19 protein-coding genes are annotated in these 16314 nt (G+C 67.1%); 4 read left to right on the top strand and 15 right to left on the bottom strand.

Annotated elements, in window-relative coordinates:
• The first annotated feature begins 6 nt into the window (after positions 1-6).
• Genes ACFYOW_RS25760 through ACFYOW_RS25750 form a run of 3 tightly spaced genes read left to right on the top strand, consistent with a single transcriptional unit; the run spans position 7 to position 1613 of the window.
• Entirely contained in the window at positions 7-192 is a 186-nt protein-coding gene (locus ACFYOW_RS25760) for a DoxX family protein (protein ID WP_387291972.1), read from the top strand.
• Positions 189-1391, top strand: coding sequence for a cytochrome P450 (locus tag ACFYOW_RS25755; protein WP_387291970.1), 1203 nt, complete (start codon positions 189-191; stop codon positions 1389-1391). Before ACFYOW_RS25760 ends, ACFYOW_RS25755 begins: the two co-directional genes overlap by 4 nt.
• A gap of 12 nt (positions 1392-1403) precedes the next feature.
• Entirely contained in the window at positions 1404-1613 is a 210-nt protein-coding gene (locus ACFYOW_RS25750) for a ferredoxin (RefSeq protein ID WP_387291968.1), read from the top strand.
• Positions 1614-1728: 115 nt separating this feature from the next.
• Here the strand turns inward: ACFYOW_RS25750 and ACFYOW_RS25745 are convergent, their stop codons facing one another.
• Complete coding sequence (locus ACFYOW_RS25745; RefSeq protein WP_387291966.1) at positions 1729-2292, bottom strand: hypothetical protein; 564 nt, start codon at positions 2290-2292, stop codon at positions 1729-1731.
• A gap of 324 nt (positions 2293-2616) precedes the next feature.
• Between ACFYOW_RS25745 and ACFYOW_RS25740 the strand changes: the two genes are divergently transcribed.
• Positions 2617-3300, top strand: a complete 684-nt coding sequence (locus tag ACFYOW_RS25740) for a TetR/AcrR family transcriptional regulator (RefSeq protein WP_387291964.1) — start codon at positions 2617-2619, stop codon at positions 3298-3300.
• A gap of 44 nt (positions 3301-3344) precedes the next feature.
• Here ACFYOW_RS25740 and ACFYOW_RS25735 read toward each other — a convergent pair whose 3' ends face one another.
• The 14 genes from ACFYOW_RS25735 to ACFYOW_RS25670 form a co-directional block, all read right to left on the bottom strand.
• The gene (locus ACFYOW_RS25735) at positions 3345-4079 is read right to left on the bottom strand and encodes a DUF6390 family protein (RefSeq protein WP_387291962.1); all 735 of its coding nucleotides are present in this window, start codon (positions 4077-4079) and stop codon (positions 3345-3347) included.
• Entirely contained in the window at positions 4079-5185 is a 1107-nt protein-coding gene (locus tag ACFYOW_RS25730; protein WP_387291960.1) for a HoxN/HupN/NixA family nickel/cobalt transporter, read from the bottom strand. Before ACFYOW_RS25730 ends, ACFYOW_RS25735 begins: the two co-directional genes overlap by 1 nt.
• 48 nt (positions 5186-5233) lie before the next feature.
• A complete protein-coding gene (gene hypE / locus ACFYOW_RS25725; RefSeq protein ID WP_387291958.1) occupies positions 5234-6322 on the bottom strand; it encodes a hydrogenase expression/formation protein HypE in 1089 nt (362 codons plus the stop codon).
• A complete protein-coding gene (gene hypD / locus ACFYOW_RS25720) occupies positions 6315-7427 on the bottom strand; it encodes a hydrogenase formation protein HypD (protein ID WP_387291956.1) in 1113 nt (370 codons plus the stop codon). Before hypD ends, hypE begins: the two co-directional genes overlap by 8 nt.
• Complete coding sequence (locus tag ACFYOW_RS25715) at positions 7424-7789, bottom strand: HypC/HybG/HupF family hydrogenase formation chaperone (protein ID WP_387291954.1); 366 nt, start codon at positions 7787-7789, stop codon at positions 7424-7426. Before ACFYOW_RS25715 ends, hypD begins: the two co-directional genes overlap by 4 nt.
• A 16-nt stretch (positions 7790-7805) precedes the next feature.
• Positions 7806-10076: a carbamoyltransferase HypF gene (gene hypF / locus ACFYOW_RS25710; protein WP_387291952.1), complete on the bottom strand. Its 2271-nt coding sequence runs from the start codon at positions 10074-10076 to the stop codon at positions 7806-7808.
• 76 nt (positions 10077-10152) lie between these two features.
• Positions 10153-10398 (bottom strand): HypC/HybG/HupF family hydrogenase formation chaperone, encoded by a 246-nt coding sequence (locus ACFYOW_RS25705; protein WP_387292409.1) that lies wholly within the window; start codon positions 10396-10398, stop codon positions 10153-10155.
• Between the two features lie 2 nt (positions 10399-10400).
• Positions 10401-10874, bottom strand: coding sequence for a hydrogenase maturation protease (locus ACFYOW_RS25700; RefSeq protein WP_387291950.1), 474 nt, complete (start codon positions 10872-10874; stop codon positions 10401-10403).
• A gap of 1 nt (position 10875) precedes the next feature.
• Positions 10876-10995, bottom strand: coding sequence for a DUF6893 family small protein (locus ACFYOW_RS25695; protein ID WP_387291949.1), 120 nt, complete (start codon positions 10993-10995; stop codon positions 10876-10878).
• A gap of 13 nt (positions 10996-11008) precedes the next feature.
• Complete coding sequence (locus ACFYOW_RS25690) at positions 11009-12298, bottom strand: hypothetical protein (RefSeq protein ID WP_387292407.1); 1290 nt, start codon at positions 12296-12298, stop codon at positions 11009-11011.
• Between the two features lie 5 nt (positions 12299-12303).
• Complete coding sequence (locus ACFYOW_RS25685) at positions 12304-12948, bottom strand: DUF6084 family protein (RefSeq protein WP_387291947.1); 645 nt, start codon at positions 12946-12948, stop codon at positions 12304-12306.
• Complete coding sequence (locus tag ACFYOW_RS25680) at positions 12948-13577, bottom strand: DUF5947 family protein (RefSeq protein WP_387291945.1); 630 nt, start codon at positions 13575-13577, stop codon at positions 12948-12950. The genes ACFYOW_RS25685 and ACFYOW_RS25680 overlap by 1 nt, the downstream gene beginning before the upstream one ends.
• Positions 13574-14521 carry a NifU family protein gene (locus ACFYOW_RS25675; RefSeq protein WP_387291943.1) on the bottom strand — a complete coding sequence of 316 codons (948 nt, stop codon included), beginning with the start codon at positions 14519-14521 and terminating at the stop codon, positions 13574-13576. Before ACFYOW_RS25675 ends, ACFYOW_RS25680 begins: the two co-directional genes overlap by 4 nt.
• Complete coding sequence (locus ACFYOW_RS25670; RefSeq protein WP_387291941.1) at positions 14518-16314, bottom strand: nickel-dependent hydrogenase large subunit; 1797 nt, start codon at positions 16312-16314, stop codon at positions 14518-14520. Before ACFYOW_RS25670 ends, ACFYOW_RS25675 begins: the two co-directional genes overlap by 4 nt.

Genomic DNA, 16314 nt, shown 5'->3' with positions numbered 1-16314 from the left:
CTGGGCGTGCTGGCCGGCCTGGTGTGGTGGCCGCTCGGGGCGGCGGCCGGAATCGGGTTGGTGCTATTGATGATCGGCGCTGTCATCACCCATGTGGAGGCCGGTGACGGTGTGGGCGAGTACGCGCCGTCGGTCGGCGTTTGTGTGCTGGCCCTGGCCTATGTCGTGACTGTATTCGGGGCGCACCTATGACTGCTCGAAGAGGAGTTCCTCGGGCCCATGTCCCGGTCTACCGCCCCGACATCTATTCGCGCCAGGGCATTCTCGACCCCTATCCGCACTATGCGCGGTTGCGCGAGCTCGGGCCTGTGGTGTGGCTGGCCGAGCAACGCGCCTATGCGCTGCCGCGCTACGCCGAATGCAAAGCCGTCCTGCTCGACGATCGGACATTTGTCTCCGGAGCCGGCGTCGGGTTGAATCCGGTGGCCAACCGGCTCTCGAAGGGCACCACTCTCAACAGCGACGGTGAGGATCACAACCGCCGCCGCGCGTTGCTCGCCCGTCGGCTGGCCCCGCGGGCACTGCGATCGATGCGCGCATCGATCGACCAGCAGGCGGCCGCGGCCGTTGAGCAGGCGGTCACACAGGGACGTATCGACGGTGCCGAATTGGCGACCGCCCTACCGCTGTCGGTGGTGCCGGATCTGATCGGCTGGCCCCAACACGGTCGGGAACACTTATTGCGGTGGGCGGGAGCCACATTCGACGCACTCGGGCCACTCAATCGACAGTCCATGTGCACCGCACCGTCGGCGATCGGGATGATGCAATTCACGCGACGGCTCGCCCGCCGACGGGACCTGCTGCCGGGCAGCGTGGGGGAGGACGTGCTGCAGGCCACCGACGACGGCAAGCTTTCCCGTGCCGAATGCCCCGCCCTGCTCGTCGACTACCTGGCCCCGTCGCTGGACACCACGATCAGCGCTATCGCCAGCGCCCTATACCTTTTCGCACGCCACCCCGAACAGTGGCAGCTGCTCAAGGATGAGCCCACACGGATTCCGAATGCGGTGAACGAGGTCGTGCGATTCGAATCGCCGCTACGTGCGTTCTCCCGCAAGGTAATTCGTGATGCGGACATCGCCGGAACCAGCATCCCCGCGGGCGCACGCGTAGTCGTGATCTACTCCTCGGCCAATCGTGACCCGCTGGAATGGGACGACCCGGACACCTTCGATATCCGCCGTGACGCCACCCGCCAACTCGGCTTCGGTCACGGCATACACGGTTGCGCCGGTCAAGGTCTCGCGCGGCTGGAAACGCAGGCCATGCTCGCCGCCCTGGTCGAGCGTGTCGATCGTATCGAGATCGCCGGTGCACCCGGATGGGCGATCAACAACATCATCCACCGCTTCGAACGCCTTCCGCTGCAACTCATTCCAGCCCGATAGAGGGAATTCATCATGAAGATCGCCGTCGACTACTCCCGGTGCGAGGGACACGGTCTGTGCGCCGCGCAGGCACCCGAAGTATTCAGCCTCGATGACAACGCCGAGCTCATCTACCGTTTCGAAGGGGCCGAGGTGCCCGGTGATCTCGTGACGGCTGCCCGCACGGCCGTGGACTCCTGCCCGGTCGCGGCACTGCAGCAGGTCCAGTCTTCCGTCGGCTGAGCGTGTGAACCCGCTCGGGGATAACCATGCGCGCATGGCAGCGCTTCGGGCGGCGCCGTCTCGCTGGGCGGAGTGGCAATCCGGCAGCACGCTGCGCCGATGGTTCAACCGCCGGCTACTGCTCGGCTTGGACCGCCACGTCGTCGGCGTCGGTTTCCGCGCTGTCGGTTTGGTGGGTGTGTCGGATGCCGCGCCAGCCCAGTGGGAGTTGGACGCGGCCTGCCCGGATATCGCCGATGAGGTGCTCGTAGCCGTCACGGACCTCGCTGAGATGGACCCATGCCGCGTGCCGAAGTTCCTCGCAGTCGGCATGCAGCACCGTCCACCATGCCTCGGCGTAGGTCTTCGCGACATGACTGATCACCTCACCGAAGGTGTGGGTGTGGCGGCGGGCGCACCGGCTGTGACGGAGGTAGGACGCTGCCCAAGAGTTGATCTTGTCGATGACCTTCGCGATATCCGCATGCAGGGCCGTCTCGGTGACGTCGGGTGCATGCCGTTGCGGATTCAAAGCCGCCGAAATCAGGGCAGCGTGCAGATCGCCGAGTTCTCTCGCCCACCCGATCATCGGGAACGGCTCGGTGAGACGGCCCGCGATCGCGGCCAACAGTTGATCCGGCGACAGCACCGATGCCGCATCGATCGCACTATCCCCCGGTGCCGCTACGTCCGTGTCCATCGTGCTCACGGCGCTGCTGACCACCATCTGCGGCAGATGCTGACGTAGTGGTCCCCGCCTCGGGCGATGCATGTGGCGATGTCGCGGAGGCTGGTCATGTGAACCGTTCGGAGGCTCGTCGTTCGATGACGGCCTCGGCGGGGTGGGCGGGCTGGATCATAGGTTGTTGCTCGACTATTTCGAGATGAATGGTTGATGCGGCGAGTGCGGCGCTGCGTCTCGGCGCATAATGCTAATACTGACTGCGCACTCAGTCAACGACTGGTCGAGCAGTCGGTGGGTGCTAGAGTTTCCGGAAATTTTGGCCGAGGAGGGGTGGGATCAGTGGGTGAGCGTGCGACGGGACCGGGCAAGTCGGGCGCGATTCTCGATATTTTCACGCGCCATGTCGCCGAGAAGGGCTACGACGGAACCAGCTTCAGTGATGTCGCAAGCGAGTTGGGCATCTCTCAGGGCCTGATCGTGCATCACTACGGCACGAAGGCGCGGTTGTTGGAAGCTCTGCATGTTTCCTACATGCGGCAGCGGCTCGATGAGGCCGAGCGGATTGTGTCGAGGTTCGCCACGCCGACCGAGCAGCTTGCCGGGCTGTTGCACGCGGCCATGCTCTATCAGGTGCACGATCGGAATCGGACCGTCGCATTCCAGCGTGAGGTCGCGCGGCTCGCGCAGGAGGCCGAAGATTCCGAGGGGCGCAAGCTGCGCCGGGATTACCTCGGAATCCTGCACAGCGTGGTCGATGCGGGCATTGCGTCGGGTGAGTTCCGCACTGTCGATACCAGCATCCGGAGCCTGCTCATCTTCGGTGCCGCGCAATGGGCGTGGACGTGGTTCGAGCCGGAAGGGCGCAGTTCCGCCGCGCAGGTCGGTGCCGAACTGGTAGACCTCACTCTCGGATCCCTATTGTTGAATCGCAGATCGTTGCCGCGCCTCTGCGACCCCGACGGCCCACTGGTCGCAGGGGTACTCGAGATCATCACCGCCACCCCGAAGGCCGCCTCGGAGTGATGACCATCCTTCGGAAGAGTCCTCAGCCGAACTGACCCGCTGTTCTACGGGCCGTCGATGGCCGCCAAACGTCGATTCGTCACGTGCAATTGTCGTTCTGTGCTGTTGGTGAGGTCGTCGACTTGCTCGGCGGTCAACCGCCCGCACGGTTGTCCCCAGTGCAGCGCGATTTCGTCCCCCGGCGCCGCGTCGGGGAGCGCGGCGTAGCCGTCGGTCCACACCGGGATGGTTCGCCGTGTCGTCTCCGACAATGACAGGCGTGTGCCGTCCCAGCGCAACCGGCTGGTCCCGACCGTGAGGTCGTCGCGGTGGCGATCCAGTACCGTCGCGGCGGTGATGCGGCAGTTGTCGAGGATTTCCAAGGGCTGATCGCCGCCGGCGACGGGCAGCAGCCTGGTCCACGGGTAGACACCGAAGACGTGGAAGCTGTGGTTCGCGGCCGCCTCCGGAGCGAGCGCGGGACCCAGATGGGACCAGTAGACACCCGCGATCGGGGCGATGAGCCCCAGCAACTCGGCCAGGAATTCGGGACCGTCGAGTTCGCCGCCGATGCCCCCGCCCAGCCAATAGGACGCCACCAGTCGCTCGTCGAGCGGGTCGGTGACGCCGGTCAGGCGCGACATGGCCCGCAGGTACGGCCATGCGCCGGAGAAGCCGCGCGCCAGCACCCGCACGCGTTCGCCATCGCGGTCACGTAGCGCCGCGGTGTGCTCTGGCCCGCAGTATCCGAGGTGGTTGGGCGCGTACGCGTAGCGCGCGAACATCTCCACACCGTCCATCAGGTCGGCTCCTCCGATAGCGTTGCGCTCCAACGGCTTTCGATGTCGCCGTAATGCCAGATCGCGAGTGCGCCCGCCCAGGTGAACGCGAAGAGGCCGACGATGATGAAGCCCATCGTTGCCAGGTCGAGGCCCCCGATCCAGGCGAGTACCCCGCCGGTGACCTCGAGTTTCTCGGTGAGGATGGAGATGAGCTCCTGGACACCGATCAGCAGGGCCACCGCGACCGAGAGCCCGGTGACCACCATGTTGTAGTAGATCTTGCGGATCGGTCCGGCGAAGGCCCACCCGTAGGCGTAGTTCATGAACGAACCGTCCAGCGCGTCGAACAGCGACATGCCCGCCGAGAACAGCACGGGCAGCACGAGAATCGCGTACCAGGGCAGCCCGGTGGCGGCCGCGCCGCCTGCGATCACCAGCAGACCCACTTCGGTGACGGTGTCGAAACCGAGGCCGAACAACAGCCCCACCGGATACATCTGCCACGGCTTGCGCACCGTGCGCATGACCGGTGCCAAGATCCGGTTCAGCACGCCGCGCGAGTCCAGTGCGCGCTCGAGTTGCGCTTCGCTGTAGCCGCCGCGCCGCATCGCGCGTAAGACCTGCCAGATCCCGATCAGCGCCGCCAGGTTCAGCAGTCCGATGAGGATCAGGAAGGTGCCCGAGACCGATGTGCCGAACACCCCGGTCCACCGCTGCAATCGCGAGTCCTGGTCTTCCAGGTTTCGCGCCAGCGCGGTAACCCCCGAGGCCAGCAGCCCGACGAGCACGAAAACGATCGTGGAGTGCCCCAAGGAGAACCAGAAGCCGACCGTGATCGGTTTCTGCTTGTCCGCCACCAGTTTTCGGGTGGTGTTGTCGATCGCCGCGATATGGTCGGCGTCGAAGGCGTGTCGCATGCCAAGCGTGTAGGCGGTGACGCCGAGCCCGACGCCGAATATCGCGCCGTCTACCAGGTACTCGTCGGGCACGACCAGCAAAAGCAGCGACCCCCATCCCACGATGTGCAGGATGACGATCGTCGCCGCCATGCCGAGGATGCTGCGACGCTGCCCGCGGTCGAATCCGGCCCAGGCATCTCGCAGCCTCGTGGTGATTGTCGCCATCGCCACGGTCCCATCTTTCCCACTCGTCCGGCGGAGCCACCGCCGTGTTCAACAGATTCGCGGTAGCTGTTCTCCTGCGGGCAGGTCGACGACACGGGTGCCGCCGAGGGCGGTGCGGGCCACCACCATCCCCGGATGCTCGGCAACGCAGTGACCCACGATTGCCGCGTGGGCGCCGAGGGGATGCGCATGCATGGCGTCGAGGACGCGGTCGGCCTCGGCGGGAGGCACGAACGCGACGAGTTTGCCTTCGTTGGCGACATACAACGGGTCGAGACCGAGCAACCCGCAGGCATCGCGGACTCCGATGGGCACCGGTATCGCCCGTTCGTCGAGTTCGACGCCGACGCCCGCGGCCCGGGCGATCTCGTTGAGGGAGGCGCCCATGCCGCCGCGTGTGGGATCGCGCAGCACATGCACATCGGCGCCGGTGGCGAGCATGGCCGCGACCAATCCGTGCAGTGGTGCGGTATCGCTGCACAGGGTCGTGCCGAACTCGAGTCCTTCCCGGCAGCTCAGTACCGCGATACCGTGCAGTCCGATCTCACCGCTGACCAGCACCATATCGCCGGGCCGTGCCCGCTGGGGCCGGATATCCACGCCTTCGGGCACCAGTCCGATGCCCGCGGTGTTGATGAAGATGCCATCGCCGTGCCCGGCGTCGACGACCTTGGTGTCGCCGGTGACCAGGCGTACCTCGGCCGCGAGCGCGGCGGTGCCGACGGCTTCGGCGATGCGGGCGATCTCGGCCAGCGCGGTGCCCTCTTCGAGGATGAACGCGGTCGAGAGCACCATCGGCCGGGCGCCGGACATCGCCAGATCGTTCACGGTGCCGTTCACGGCGAGGTCACCGATCGAGCCGCCCGGGAACACCAGCGGCTTGACCACGAACGAATCGGTGGAGAACGCCAGTCGCACATCGCCGAGGGGGAGCACCGCCGAATCGCCGAGCTCGGTGTCGGCGGCCGCGCCGAATGCGGGCAGGAACAGGTGCTCGATCAGCTCGCCCGACATCGCACCGCCGCCACCGTGTCCCATCACGATATTGGGCGCGTCGCGCAGCGGCATGGGGCAGACCCAGCCATCGATGTCGAGCGGGGGAGATGCGGCCGCCCCACTGCCGTTGGTGTCAGGCATGGGCGGCCTCCGCGGGAAGATCGAGACGCCGGTACAGGTAGTACGCGGCACAGGCGCCTTCGGAGGAAACCATTGTCGCGCCCAACGGGTTCCGCGGGGTGCATTCCTTGCCGAATGCGGCGCATTCGTGAGGTTTGATCAAGCCTTGCAGCACTTCACCGGACCGGCACACCGAAGACTCGGCGGTGTGCAGATCGCCGACCGAGAAACGCTGTTCGGCGTCGTAGTCGCGGTAGCGCGGCGACAGCCGCCAGCCGCTGAGGGGGATCACGCCGATGCCGCGCCACGCCCGGTCGGTGACCTCGAAGACGTCCTCGAGCATCGCCTTGGCGGCTGGATTCCCGGCCGCGGCGACCGCGCGGGGATAGGCGTTCTCGACCTCGTGGCGTCCTTCCTCGAGCTGGAGCACGGTGCGACGGATGCCCTCGAGGATGTCCAGCGGTTCGAATCCGGTGACCACCATCGGAACCTTGTATTTCTCGGCCAGCGGCGGATATTCGCCGGTGCCCATTACCGTGCAGACGTGCCCGGCGGCGAGGAATCCCTGCACCCGGCAGCTGGGCGACTCCATGATCGCCGCGATGGCGGGCGGGACGAGCACGTGCGAGACCAGCAGCGAGAAATTCTCGATGCCGAGCCGTTGGGCCTGGTACACCGTCATCGCGTTGGCGGGCGCGGTGGTCTCGAATCCGATGCCGAAGAACACCACCTGCCGATCCGGGTTGTTCTTGGCCAGTTCCAGCGCATCCAGCGGCGAGTAGACCACCCGCACGTCGCCGCCTTCGCTCTTGACCCGGAACAGATCCTTGTGACTGCCGGGTACCCGCAGCATGTCGCCGAAGGAGCAGAAGATCACCCCGGGCCGTGCGGCGATCTCCAGTGCCTTGTCGATCACCTCGAGCGGGGTGACGCACACCGGGCAACCGGGTCCGTGGATCATCTCGATCTGATCCGGCAACAGCTGGTCGATGCCGTGGCGGATGATCGAATGTGTCTGTCCGCCACACACTTCCATGATCGACCAGCGCTTACTGGTAGTGGCGCGGATACGGTCGAGCAGGTGCCGCGCCAGCTCGGGATTGCTGAATTCGTCCAGGTATTTCATGACTTCGCCTCCTGGTCGTCGACGGTTGCGCCCGGCGCGGCTGCGTCGGAATTGTTCGCCCTGGGTTGTGGGGCTTCAGGGTTGTCGACACCGGCCTGCTTTGCCGCGAGCGCGAAACCGTCGCCGAACTCCTCCTTCAGTACGCCGAGATGTTCGAACTCGGCCAGCGTCTGCAATGCGGATTCTTCATCCAGGCGTTGGATCGCGAACCCGACGTGCACCACGACGTAATCGCCGACCGCCACGTCCGGGATGTATTGCAGGCACACGTCTTTGTGCACGCCGCCGAAGTCGACCTCCGACATCAGCGTGCCGTCGCGTTCGTTGACGCTGAGCACCTTTCCGGGAACCGCAAGACACATCGCTTGTCTCCTTCACTCACACCGCACCGGCTACCAGGAGCTGACCGAACGCGATCCCGCCGTCGTTCGGTGGCAGTCTGCGATGACTGATGACACGGAATCCGTCGTGCCGCAGCAGACGGGTACAGCTCGACAACAACAGCACGTTCTGGAACACACCGCCCGACAGCGCGATCACCGACTCGGGCGCGGCGAATCGCCGTGCGGTGTCGTGCACGAGGTCGGCGACCGCGGCGTGGAATCGGGCGCCGATGACCGCGGGCGGTACGCCGCCTGCGGCGTCGGCGACCACCTCGGCGAGCACCGGGGCAGGATCGATCCGGGCGGGATCGCCGTCGTGCCAAGTGAATCGGTACCGGCCCGCCGCGCCTGCCCCGCGGGCCAAACCCTCGAGTTCGATCGCGGCCTGCGCTTCATAGTCGACGACATGCCGCACCCCGGCCAGGGAGGCGACCGCGTCGAACAGCCGGCCCATGCTCGAGGTCGGCGCGCAGCCGAGCCCGGTGTCGAATTGGTGCGCGAGCACGGCCCGCTCGGCTTCGGGGCAGGCGTCGACCGAGGCGATGCCGGGGAACCACTCGATGCCCGCGGTTCGCAGATGCGACAGTGCCATCCGATAGGGCTTGCGGACGCTGAGGTCGCCGCCCGCCAAGGGCACATAGGAGAGATGCGCCATGCGCCGGTAGCCCTTGTATCCGGCGACGAGCACCTCACCGCCCCAGACCGCGCCATCGGGTCCGTACCCGGTGCCGTCGAAGGCGATGCCGAGGACCGTCTCATTCGCATCGATCCCGTGCTCGCCCATCACCGCAGCCAGATGCGCGTGATGGTGTTGCACCGTGTGCACCGGTCGGTCGGCCGCATTCGCCCGGGCCCACGCGGTCGAACGGTAGCCGGGGTGCGCATCGGCGGCGAGCTGGGTCGGGTGCACGCAAGTGAGTTGCTCCAGGTGGGATCGCGCCGTGTCGAACGCCTGCAGGGTGGCCAGATCGTCCATGTCGCCGATGTGCTGACTGAGCCAGGCATACCGCCCGTCGGCGACGGCGCAGGTGTTCTTCAGGTCGGCGCCGACCGCCAGGGTCGGCGGAACCGGGATGGGTAGCGCCAGCGGGAGTGGCGCGTAGCCGCGGGAGCGGCGCACCGGCAGCTCGGCGCCGTCCACGACACGCACCACCGAGTCGTCGCACGGGACGAGAATGCGCCGGTTGTGGCCGAGCCAGGCATCGGCGAGCCCGGCCAGGCGGGTGCGGGCGTCGGCGTCGTCGTAGCAGATCGGTTCGCCGCCGAGATTGCCGGAGGTCATGACCAGCACATCGGGGCCGGGCGGGTCGCCGGGCAGGCCGAACAGCAGCAGATGCAACGGGGTGTAGGCGAGCATGACGCCGAGGTCGGGGTTGCCCGGTGCGACCGCGTCGGCGACGGGCCGTTGGCCACGCGGGAGCAGGACGATCGGCCGCTGCGGACCGCTCAGCAGGGCCGCACCGGTGGGGTCGATGGTCACGATGCGCGCCGCGGCGTCCAGGTCGGCGACCATGAGGGCGAACGGCTTGTTGCCGCGCCGCTTGCGGCGACGCAATTCGGCCACGGCCGTGTCGTTGTCGGCGTCGCAGGCGAGGTGGTAGCCGCCGATGCCCTTGACCGCGAGAATGCCTCCGGCGCACAGCAATTCGCGCGCCGCGGCGAGTGGCCGCGCCGGATCGCCGGGCCCGGCGTAGGACAGGGTCGGCCCGCAGTCCTGGCATGCGATCGGTTGGGCGTGGAACCTGCGATCGGCGGGGTCGGCGTACTCGCGGGCGCAGCGCGGGCACATGGCGAAATCGGCCATGGACGTGCGCTCGCGGTCGTAGGGCAGCCCGGCGATGATGGTGAATCGCGGCCCGCAGTTGGTGCAGTTGACGAAGGGGTGGCGGTAGCGGCGGTCGGCGGGGTCGCGCAGTTCGCGCGCGCAGTCCGTGCAGATCGCCACGTCGGGTGAAGCCAGGGTGCGTCCGGCGCCGCCGCGCCGGGTGTCCCCGATCCGGAATCCGGTACCGCCGCGGATATCGACCGCGCTCTGCTCGACCGAGACGACGGCAGCCAGCGGCGGCGGGGAGTCGTGCACTCGGCGAATGAACTCGCGCACCGACGCCTCGGCGCCCTCGATCTCGATGACGACGCCGTCCGTGTCATTGGCGACACTGCCGGTCAGCGCGAGCTCGACGGCCGTGGTGTAGACGAACGGCCGGAACCCGACGCCCTGCACCACGCCGTGCACGAGCAGGCGGCGGCGAACGCGGTCGGCGGTCATGACTGCGCCTCGCTGGCGCTCGGCTCCGTCATGACCGCCCAGGCGGCTGTGTTTATCAGGCGCTCGCTACGCTCGCTCATGATTGTTCTCCGCTGCCGAGCAGACGCAGCCCGGCCATCGCCCGCTCCGCACCATCGGCGTCGGTCTTCTCGACGACGAATCCCATGTGGATGATCACCCAATCACCCGGCGCGGCAGGCTGATCGGCGTCGAGCAGACCGATATTGACCTTGCGCTTCTCACCGGACACCTCGACCACGGCGATCTGCCCGTGGTAGCCGTCCGGAATCTCCACGACCCGCCCCGGAATGCCCAGGCACATCCTCACACCTCCTGTCCAGCGCGCAGTTGCGCCGCGATGCGCGTGACCTCGGCCGCCGCCGGGTCGACGGCCGCCGCGACGGCAGGGCTGAGGCCGATTCCCTCGGCCACCGAGTCGACCTGGCAACCGACGACGACGGTCGGCGGCACGACACCGCCGAGCGCGCGCACCGCGGCGAAGACCGCCTCGGGATTCATCGCGTGCGCGTCCATTGCCGTCGTCGCCCCCGACTCGTGTTCGGCGCGCAGGATCTGCACGCGGCCGGGTTCGCCGGTATTCGGCAGGGCGTCCACCAGCACCACCGCATCCCACCCGTCGAGCAGGTCGTAGGCCAGATGCAACCCGCGGATGCCGTAGTCGACGATCCGCTGGTTCTCCTCCCGCGCCGTGGGCAGCCGACTGACCACCTCGGGGCCGAATCCGTCGTCGCCGAGGAAGATATTGCCGATCCCGGCAATGAGCACGCGAGCGCTCATCTCACATGTGGCGAATCTTCAAATAACGCCGGAGGTCCGGGATCGAACGTATGCCGAGATACGCGCCGACCACGACGATGACTCCCACCACCGCGGTGGAGACCACTCCTACTGCTTGCATGACCGTATTCCTTTCACTCGTCGCCGTTGACAATCGGTTCGAGCTCATCTGGAGCGAAATACAGGTAGCGGCCATACCATTCGTGCAGATCGGCCGCCGGATCGTCGTCGATGACCACACCGACGTGCGTTTCGCCGTCGACGTCGGCGTGCACCGAGGTGACGCGCGCCGCCCTGCCCTCGTAGAACAGGTCGTGGGCGTCGGCGCGTCGCGTCGGGCGCAGCCGAACGCGGCTGCCCTTGCGTACCAGCACCCCGGCGATCGGAACCGCGTCGGAATCCGGGCGCACCGCGCCGTCGGCCGCGGGATCCCACCAGCTCATGCCTTCGGGCACTTCGGGTACCAGGCGCGGTCCTTGCTCGCGCCACAGCCCGTGCAGGTCGTGCATGGCCTCAGGCGTCATCCCTTCGCAGCGGTCGATGATCTCGGCCGCTCTCGGGTCGGTGGCGCGGGCCCGTTCCTTTTCGTCGTCGGTGAGCGTCATCACGCGCAGGGTGAGGATTTCGTCGATCTCGGTGGAATCGAACAGCTGGCCCGCGCTCTGCTCGGCGATCTCGGGATGGTCGTAGAGGATGATCGGCGAGACCAGGACAACGCCGTTGTGGCCGGGCGGTCCGGCCAACACCGGGAAACAGCGGTGCTGGGTGCAGTGCTGGACGGCCGTCTCGGCGCCGGGTTCGGGGTCGAGCAGCGAGACGAACTCACCGTCGTCGAGTTCGGCGATTACGTGGGCGCCGAGCATGGAACGGGCCGTGGCGTCGTCCGAACTGGTGGCCGCGTCGCCGCTGTTGCGCAACCGTATTCCGATGCGTCGATAATCGCCCTCGGGGGCGACGGTCAATTCGAGTGTGCCCTCGATCGGTGCTCGAGTGCGCACCACCGTGCCCGCCGTCGATCCCGGAATCGGTTCGACCGCCTGCCAGCCCGGTACTTCGAACGGCATCGTTGCATCCATCAACGACCAAGGACCACAGGGTATTTCGCATTCAGTGGCCTCGTCCCAGCTGACCCATCGGCGGCCGTCGACGATCAGTTCGGCGCGCTCGGTCCCGTCCAGTTCGACAGTTCGGCGCTGCAGTTGCAGGAACCGCGCGGTGAGCGTGATCTGCGTGGCACCGGACGCGCGGACGAGGCATTCGGCGGCCAGCGAATCGTCCTCACCGACTCCGGCCGCGGCCGCGCCGCGCGGGCCGAGCACGCCGAACTGCCAGCGGGACTGGTTCTTTCGGGCGTCCGACCGGTACGGGTACAGCAGATATCCCTCGTACAGCACGGCGTCGGCGACGGCGCGGGCACGGGTCATGGCGTTCACGGCGCGGACTCCTCGGTGAGAAGTTTCGCGACCGCGTCGTCGAATCCGAGCAACCCGTGCGAAGACTTGTAGGCGGCCAGCGCTTCGACATTCTCCCTGCGCAACCGCACCCAGCCGGAGTTCGGATAGTGCGCGTCCATGAGATCGCGCCAAACCGCGACCGGCATGTCGAATTTGTCCTCGCGGTCCCAAGGCACCTGCTGAACCGCGAAACCTGTTTCCCCCCTGATGAATACGGTGCCACTGAACAGGAAGATCAGGGGCACGGTGCCCTCGCGCAGGGCGTGCAGGTACTTCGATCCGGTGACCTCGAAGTCGTAGGTGCACGGCATCGGCAGTTCCACCTCGGCGCCGCCGGAGAAGCCGGGCACCATGGTGGCACAGTGCATCCAGGTGAACGACTTCTGTGTTTCGTGCCAGCGTTCGCGCGGGCCGAAAAGGTCCAGCAGCCCCGCGCCTTCGGCGTCGGAGTAGCCGCGCCGGAAGGGTTCGATGCGCACCTGGGCGCGCAGCGCGATCGCGTGCACCGGCTCCTCGGCCAGCGCGGCGATGCCGATGCGCGCCGACAAATTCGGGGCGACCGCGTACGGTTCCGGCCGCACCTCGAGCACCGCGAAGGTCATCGAATAGGCCGGGCTCATCACGCCACCTCCGGCCGGGCCCGAGCCGACATCGTGGTGAAGAATTCCGCGATGTAGTCCCTGGCCTCCTTGCCACCGTCGAATCCGCGCCACAGCATCCGCATCCGTCCGACGAACTCGTAGCAGGCATCGATCGGCAGCAGCAGGACCGCGCCCGGACCGCCGCGCTCGGGCATCCGGATCAGCAGGGCCTCGACATCAGGTGCGAGCCGGTCGAGTTCGGGATGGCGATCCAGCATCGCCTGCCAATCCCGCAGCGGCAGTTCGGATTCGGTGGCCCCGGCCGGTCCCGGATAGAACGCGACAGTACGTCCGAGCGCCGAATTGACGAAGAAGAACGCCAAGCCGACCGGGATGTCGAGGGCGTCCCATTCGCCCTGACCGATCGCACAGTCGGGGAACGAGACATAGTGGTCGGGCACTGCCCGGTAGCGCAGCGCGGCCCGCTGATCGGTGAACAGTAGATAGCAGCCCACGCATACGCACATCAGCTGCCTGCCTTCGATATCCACCACATGCCGGTGCTGTGCACCGATCAGTTCGGCGCACATTTCGCACCGCTCGCCAGCCGCTGCGGGCGGGGGCGGATCGGTCACGATGCGACGAAGTGCGCGCAGACTCTGGTTCATCCGCGGACCTCCGCGGGCACCGCCACCGAGATCTCACCGGAGCGCACCAGCACGGGCAGCGGCTCGAGATGCCCCTCGCCGTCCAGCCGCGTTCCGGCGTGCACCACGTCGAAATGGGCCAGGCACCCCGGACAGCGCAGCACCGCCGAGTTGGCCGGAGCTCCCATCTTTCGGTGCAGCGCGGCCCCCGCCATCGAACGCCCGCAGGCCGCGCAGCGGTCGCGATAGACAAACAGGTCCGCGCCGACCCGGCACGCCAGCACCGGCACGTCGGCCACCGTGAACCCGCCGACCTCGCCTGCCGCCAAGTCCGCGAGCTCCGGGACCGAGATCCAGCTGCCCGCGGGCGGATCAGCGGTGTGTACCCGGGCGAACAGCGCTTCGGCCGGTATCACCCCCGCCTGCGGCTCTGTCGCCGCGGCGACCACCTCGATGGCCTCGATTTCCGGTGCGGCCGCCCGCACCGCATCCTCCACCGCGAGTTCCAGTGTCACCGACGACGAAGGGCAGGTGCGGCAGCTGCCGGACAGCTCGAGCCGCACGACGCCGCCGGCGACATCGATGAGCGTCACATCGCCGCCGTGCGAGCCGAGGTACGGGCGGACGCTGTCCAGCGCCGTCGCCACCCTGGTTCGCACGTCGTGCGGGTGCAGGCCGTGCACCAACAGCAGGCTCGCGACCAGATCGTCGCGGGTCAATTCCTCGACGGTCCGTTCGTCGAGCCCGGCCGTGATCCGGTCGAGTGCCGCGCCGTAGAGGTCGACGACCTCACGCACGAGACGTTCGGCGCGCTCGCGCGCCACCGGACCGCCTGCCGAACAGGCATCCAGCAAGGTGTCGATCCGATCACCCGCGCCCCGCCACTGGTTGTCGTCGATCGGTCTGGCTCGCTGCTGCGGGCCACCATCCACGCTGTGCCTCCCGTCGTCGGCCTGACCTGTCATTCCGCGGTGAGCGCCTGAGTAGGTGAATGCACCTTGTCCAGCGTGACGCCGTTGCCCAGATACATGTGCACCCCGCAGGGCAGGCACGGATCGAAGCTGCGCACCGTGCGCATGATGTCGATGCCCTTGAAGTGCTCCCGGTCGTTCTCCTCGAAGATCGGCTGGCCCTGGACCGCGTCCTCGTACGGCCCCGGCGTACCGAAGGAGTCACGCGGACTGGCGTTCCACGGCGTCGGCGGATACGGGTGGTAGTTGGCGATCTTGCCGTCCCGGATGACCATGTGGTGCGACAGCACCCCGCGCACCGCCTCGGTGAAACCACAGCCGATGCCCTCGTCGGGCACCTCGAAGTGTTCCCAGGTCTTGGTATGGCCCGCCCGGATCTCAGCGAGCGCCTGCTCGGCGAAGTGCACCGCACATGCCGCCGCGTAGGCCTGGAAGTAGGTCCGCGCCCGGTCGCGTTCGATCGTGTTGCTGCCGTGCGCCGGAATCTTCCACTCCAAGGTGACCGGGCCCTTCAACGCGGTCTTGGGCAGGTTGATCTGCACGCTGGATCCGGTGGATTTGACGTAACCGATGTCCACCAGCCCGGCCAGCGCCGTCGTCCACAGGCGAGCCAGGGGCCCACCTCCGGTGTCGAGTGCGAGATGGTCCTTGCCATCGAACCAGCGGGGGGACATCACCCAGCTGTACTTGTCGTCCAGGTCGCGCTTCTGCGGTCTCGGGTTGGTGTGCTGATTCCACGGGTGGCGCCGGTCGACCGGATTGCCGAGCGGATCGGTCGTGACGAACATTTCCTGATCGGTCCAGTCCTCGTAATACGAACTGCCCAACAGGATCCGGAGGCCGAGATTGATATCGACCAGCGAGGTGGTGATCAGCTTCCCGTCCACGACGACGCCGGGGGTGACGAACATCCCACGGCCCCACTGCTCTATGTCCTTGTAGTCGAAGTTGCACACCGCTGGATCCTGGAACGATCCCCAGCAGCCGAGCAGTGTGCGGCGCAGCCCCACCTGCTCGTAGCCCGGCAGCGCCTCGTAGAAGAAGTCGAACAGGTCGTCGTGCATCGGCACGACCTTCTTCATGAACTCCACGTACCGCATCAGCCGCGACATGTAGTCGGTCATCAGCTGAATCGTCGCGACTGTGCCGACCCCACCGGGATACAGCGTCGACGGGTGCACGTGCCTGCCCTCCATCAGGGAGAACATTTCGCGCGTGTACCGACTGACCTGCAGTGCCTCCCGATAGAACTCGCCGGTGAACGGATTGAGCGCCCGCATGATGTCGGCGACGGTGCGATAGCCGTGGTCACCGGCGTGCGGCGCCTCGGTGCGCTCGGCTTGTTCGAGTACGCCCGGGTTGGTCTCGGCGACCATCTTCTCGCAGAAGTCCACCCCGACCAGGTTCTCCTGGAAAATGTTGTGGTCGAACATGTACTCGGCGGCCTCGCCGAGGTTGACGATCCACTCGGCGATGGGCGGTGGTTTGACCCCGTAGGCCATGTTCTGGCAGTAACACGAACAGGTCGCGTGGTTGTCACCGCAGATGCCGCAGATGCGGCTGGTGATGAAGTGCGCGTCGCGCGGGTCCTTGCCCTTCATGAAAATCGAATAGCCGCGGAAGATCGACGAGGTGCTGTGGCACTCGACCACCTCGCGACTGTTGAAGTCGATCTTGGTGTAGATGCCCAGGCTGCCGACGATGCGGGTGATCGGATCCCAGGCCATCTCGACCAGGGCGTCGGGTTCGATCTTGCGAAGCGACGGATCGGGAATGATCTCTGTCAT

This window comes from Nocardia sp. NPDC006982 (assembly GCF_042869435.1).
In the GTDB taxonomy this organism is placed as follows: domain Bacteria; phylum Actinomycetota; class Actinomycetes; order Mycobacteriales; family Mycobacteriaceae; genus Nocardia.
This window is presented reverse-complemented; position numbering and strand designations above follow the sequence as displayed.

Excerpts from the sequence above, each read along its gene's own strand:
- ACFYOW_RS25675 (WP_387291943.1), bottom strand. The coding sequence starts at position 14,521 with ATGACAGGTCAGGCCGACGACGGGAGGCACAGCGTGGATGGTGGCCCG.
- ACFYOW_RS25735 (WP_387291962.1), bottom strand. The coding sequence starts at position 4,079 with ATGGACGGTGTGGAGATGTTCGCGCGCTACGCGTACGCGCCCAACCAC.
- ACFYOW_RS25750 (WP_387291968.1), top strand. The coding sequence starts at position 1,404 with ATGAAGATCGCCGTCGACTACTCCCGGTGCGAGGGACACGGTCTGTGC.
- ACFYOW_RS25685 (WP_387291947.1), bottom strand. The coding sequence starts at position 12,948 with ATGAGCCCGGCCTATTCGATGACCTTCGCGGTGCTCGAGGTGCGGCCG.
- ACFYOW_RS25690 (WP_387292407.1), bottom strand. The coding sequence starts at position 12,298 with ATGACCCGTGCCCGCGCCGTCGCCGACGCCGTGCTGTACGAGGGATAT.
- ACFYOW_RS25715 (WP_387291954.1), bottom strand. The coding sequence starts at position 7,789 with ATGTGTCTTGCGGTTCCCGGAAAGGTGCTCAGCGTCAACGAACGCGAC.
- ACFYOW_RS25745 (WP_387291966.1), bottom strand. The coding sequence starts at position 2,292 with ATGGACACGGACGTAGCGGCACCGGGGGATAGTGCGATCGATGCGGCA.
- ACFYOW_RS25700 (WP_387291950.1), bottom strand. The coding sequence starts at position 10,874 with ATGAGCGCTCGCGTGCTCATTGCCGGGATCGGCAATATCTTCCTCGGC.
- ACFYOW_RS25670 (WP_387291941.1), bottom strand. The coding sequence starts at position 16,314 with ATGACAGAGATCATTCCCGATCCGTCGCTTCGCAAGATCGAACCCGAC.
- ACFYOW_RS25695 (WP_387291949.1), bottom strand. The coding sequence starts at position 10,995 with ATGCAAGCAGTAGGAGTGGTCTCCACCGCGGTGGTGGGAGTCATCGTC.
- hypE (WP_387291958.1), bottom strand. The coding sequence starts at position 6,322 with ATGCCTGACACCAACGGCAGTGGGGCGGCCGCATCTCCCCCGCTCGAC.
- ACFYOW_RS25680 (WP_387291945.1), bottom strand. The coding sequence starts at position 13,577 with ATGAACCAGAGTCTGCGCGCACTTCGTCGCATCGTGACCGATCCGCCC.
- hypF (WP_387291952.1), bottom strand. The coding sequence starts at position 10,076 with ATGACCGCCGACCGCGTTCGCCGCCGCCTGCTCGTGCACGGCGTGGTG.
- hypD (WP_387291956.1), bottom strand. The coding sequence starts at position 7,427 with ATGAAATACCTGGACGAATTCAGCAATCCCGAGCTGGCGCGGCACCTG.
- ACFYOW_RS25755 (WP_387291970.1), top strand. The coding sequence starts at position 189 with ATGACTGCTCGAAGAGGAGTTCCTCGGGCCCATGTCCCGGTCTACCGC.
- ACFYOW_RS25730 (WP_387291960.1), bottom strand. The coding sequence starts at position 5,185 with ATGGCGACAATCACCACGAGGCTGCGAGATGCCTGGGCCGGATTCGAC.
- ACFYOW_RS25705 (WP_387292409.1), bottom strand. The coding sequence starts at position 10,398 with ATGTGCCTGGGCATTCCGGGGCGGGTCGTGGAGATTCCGGACGGCTAC.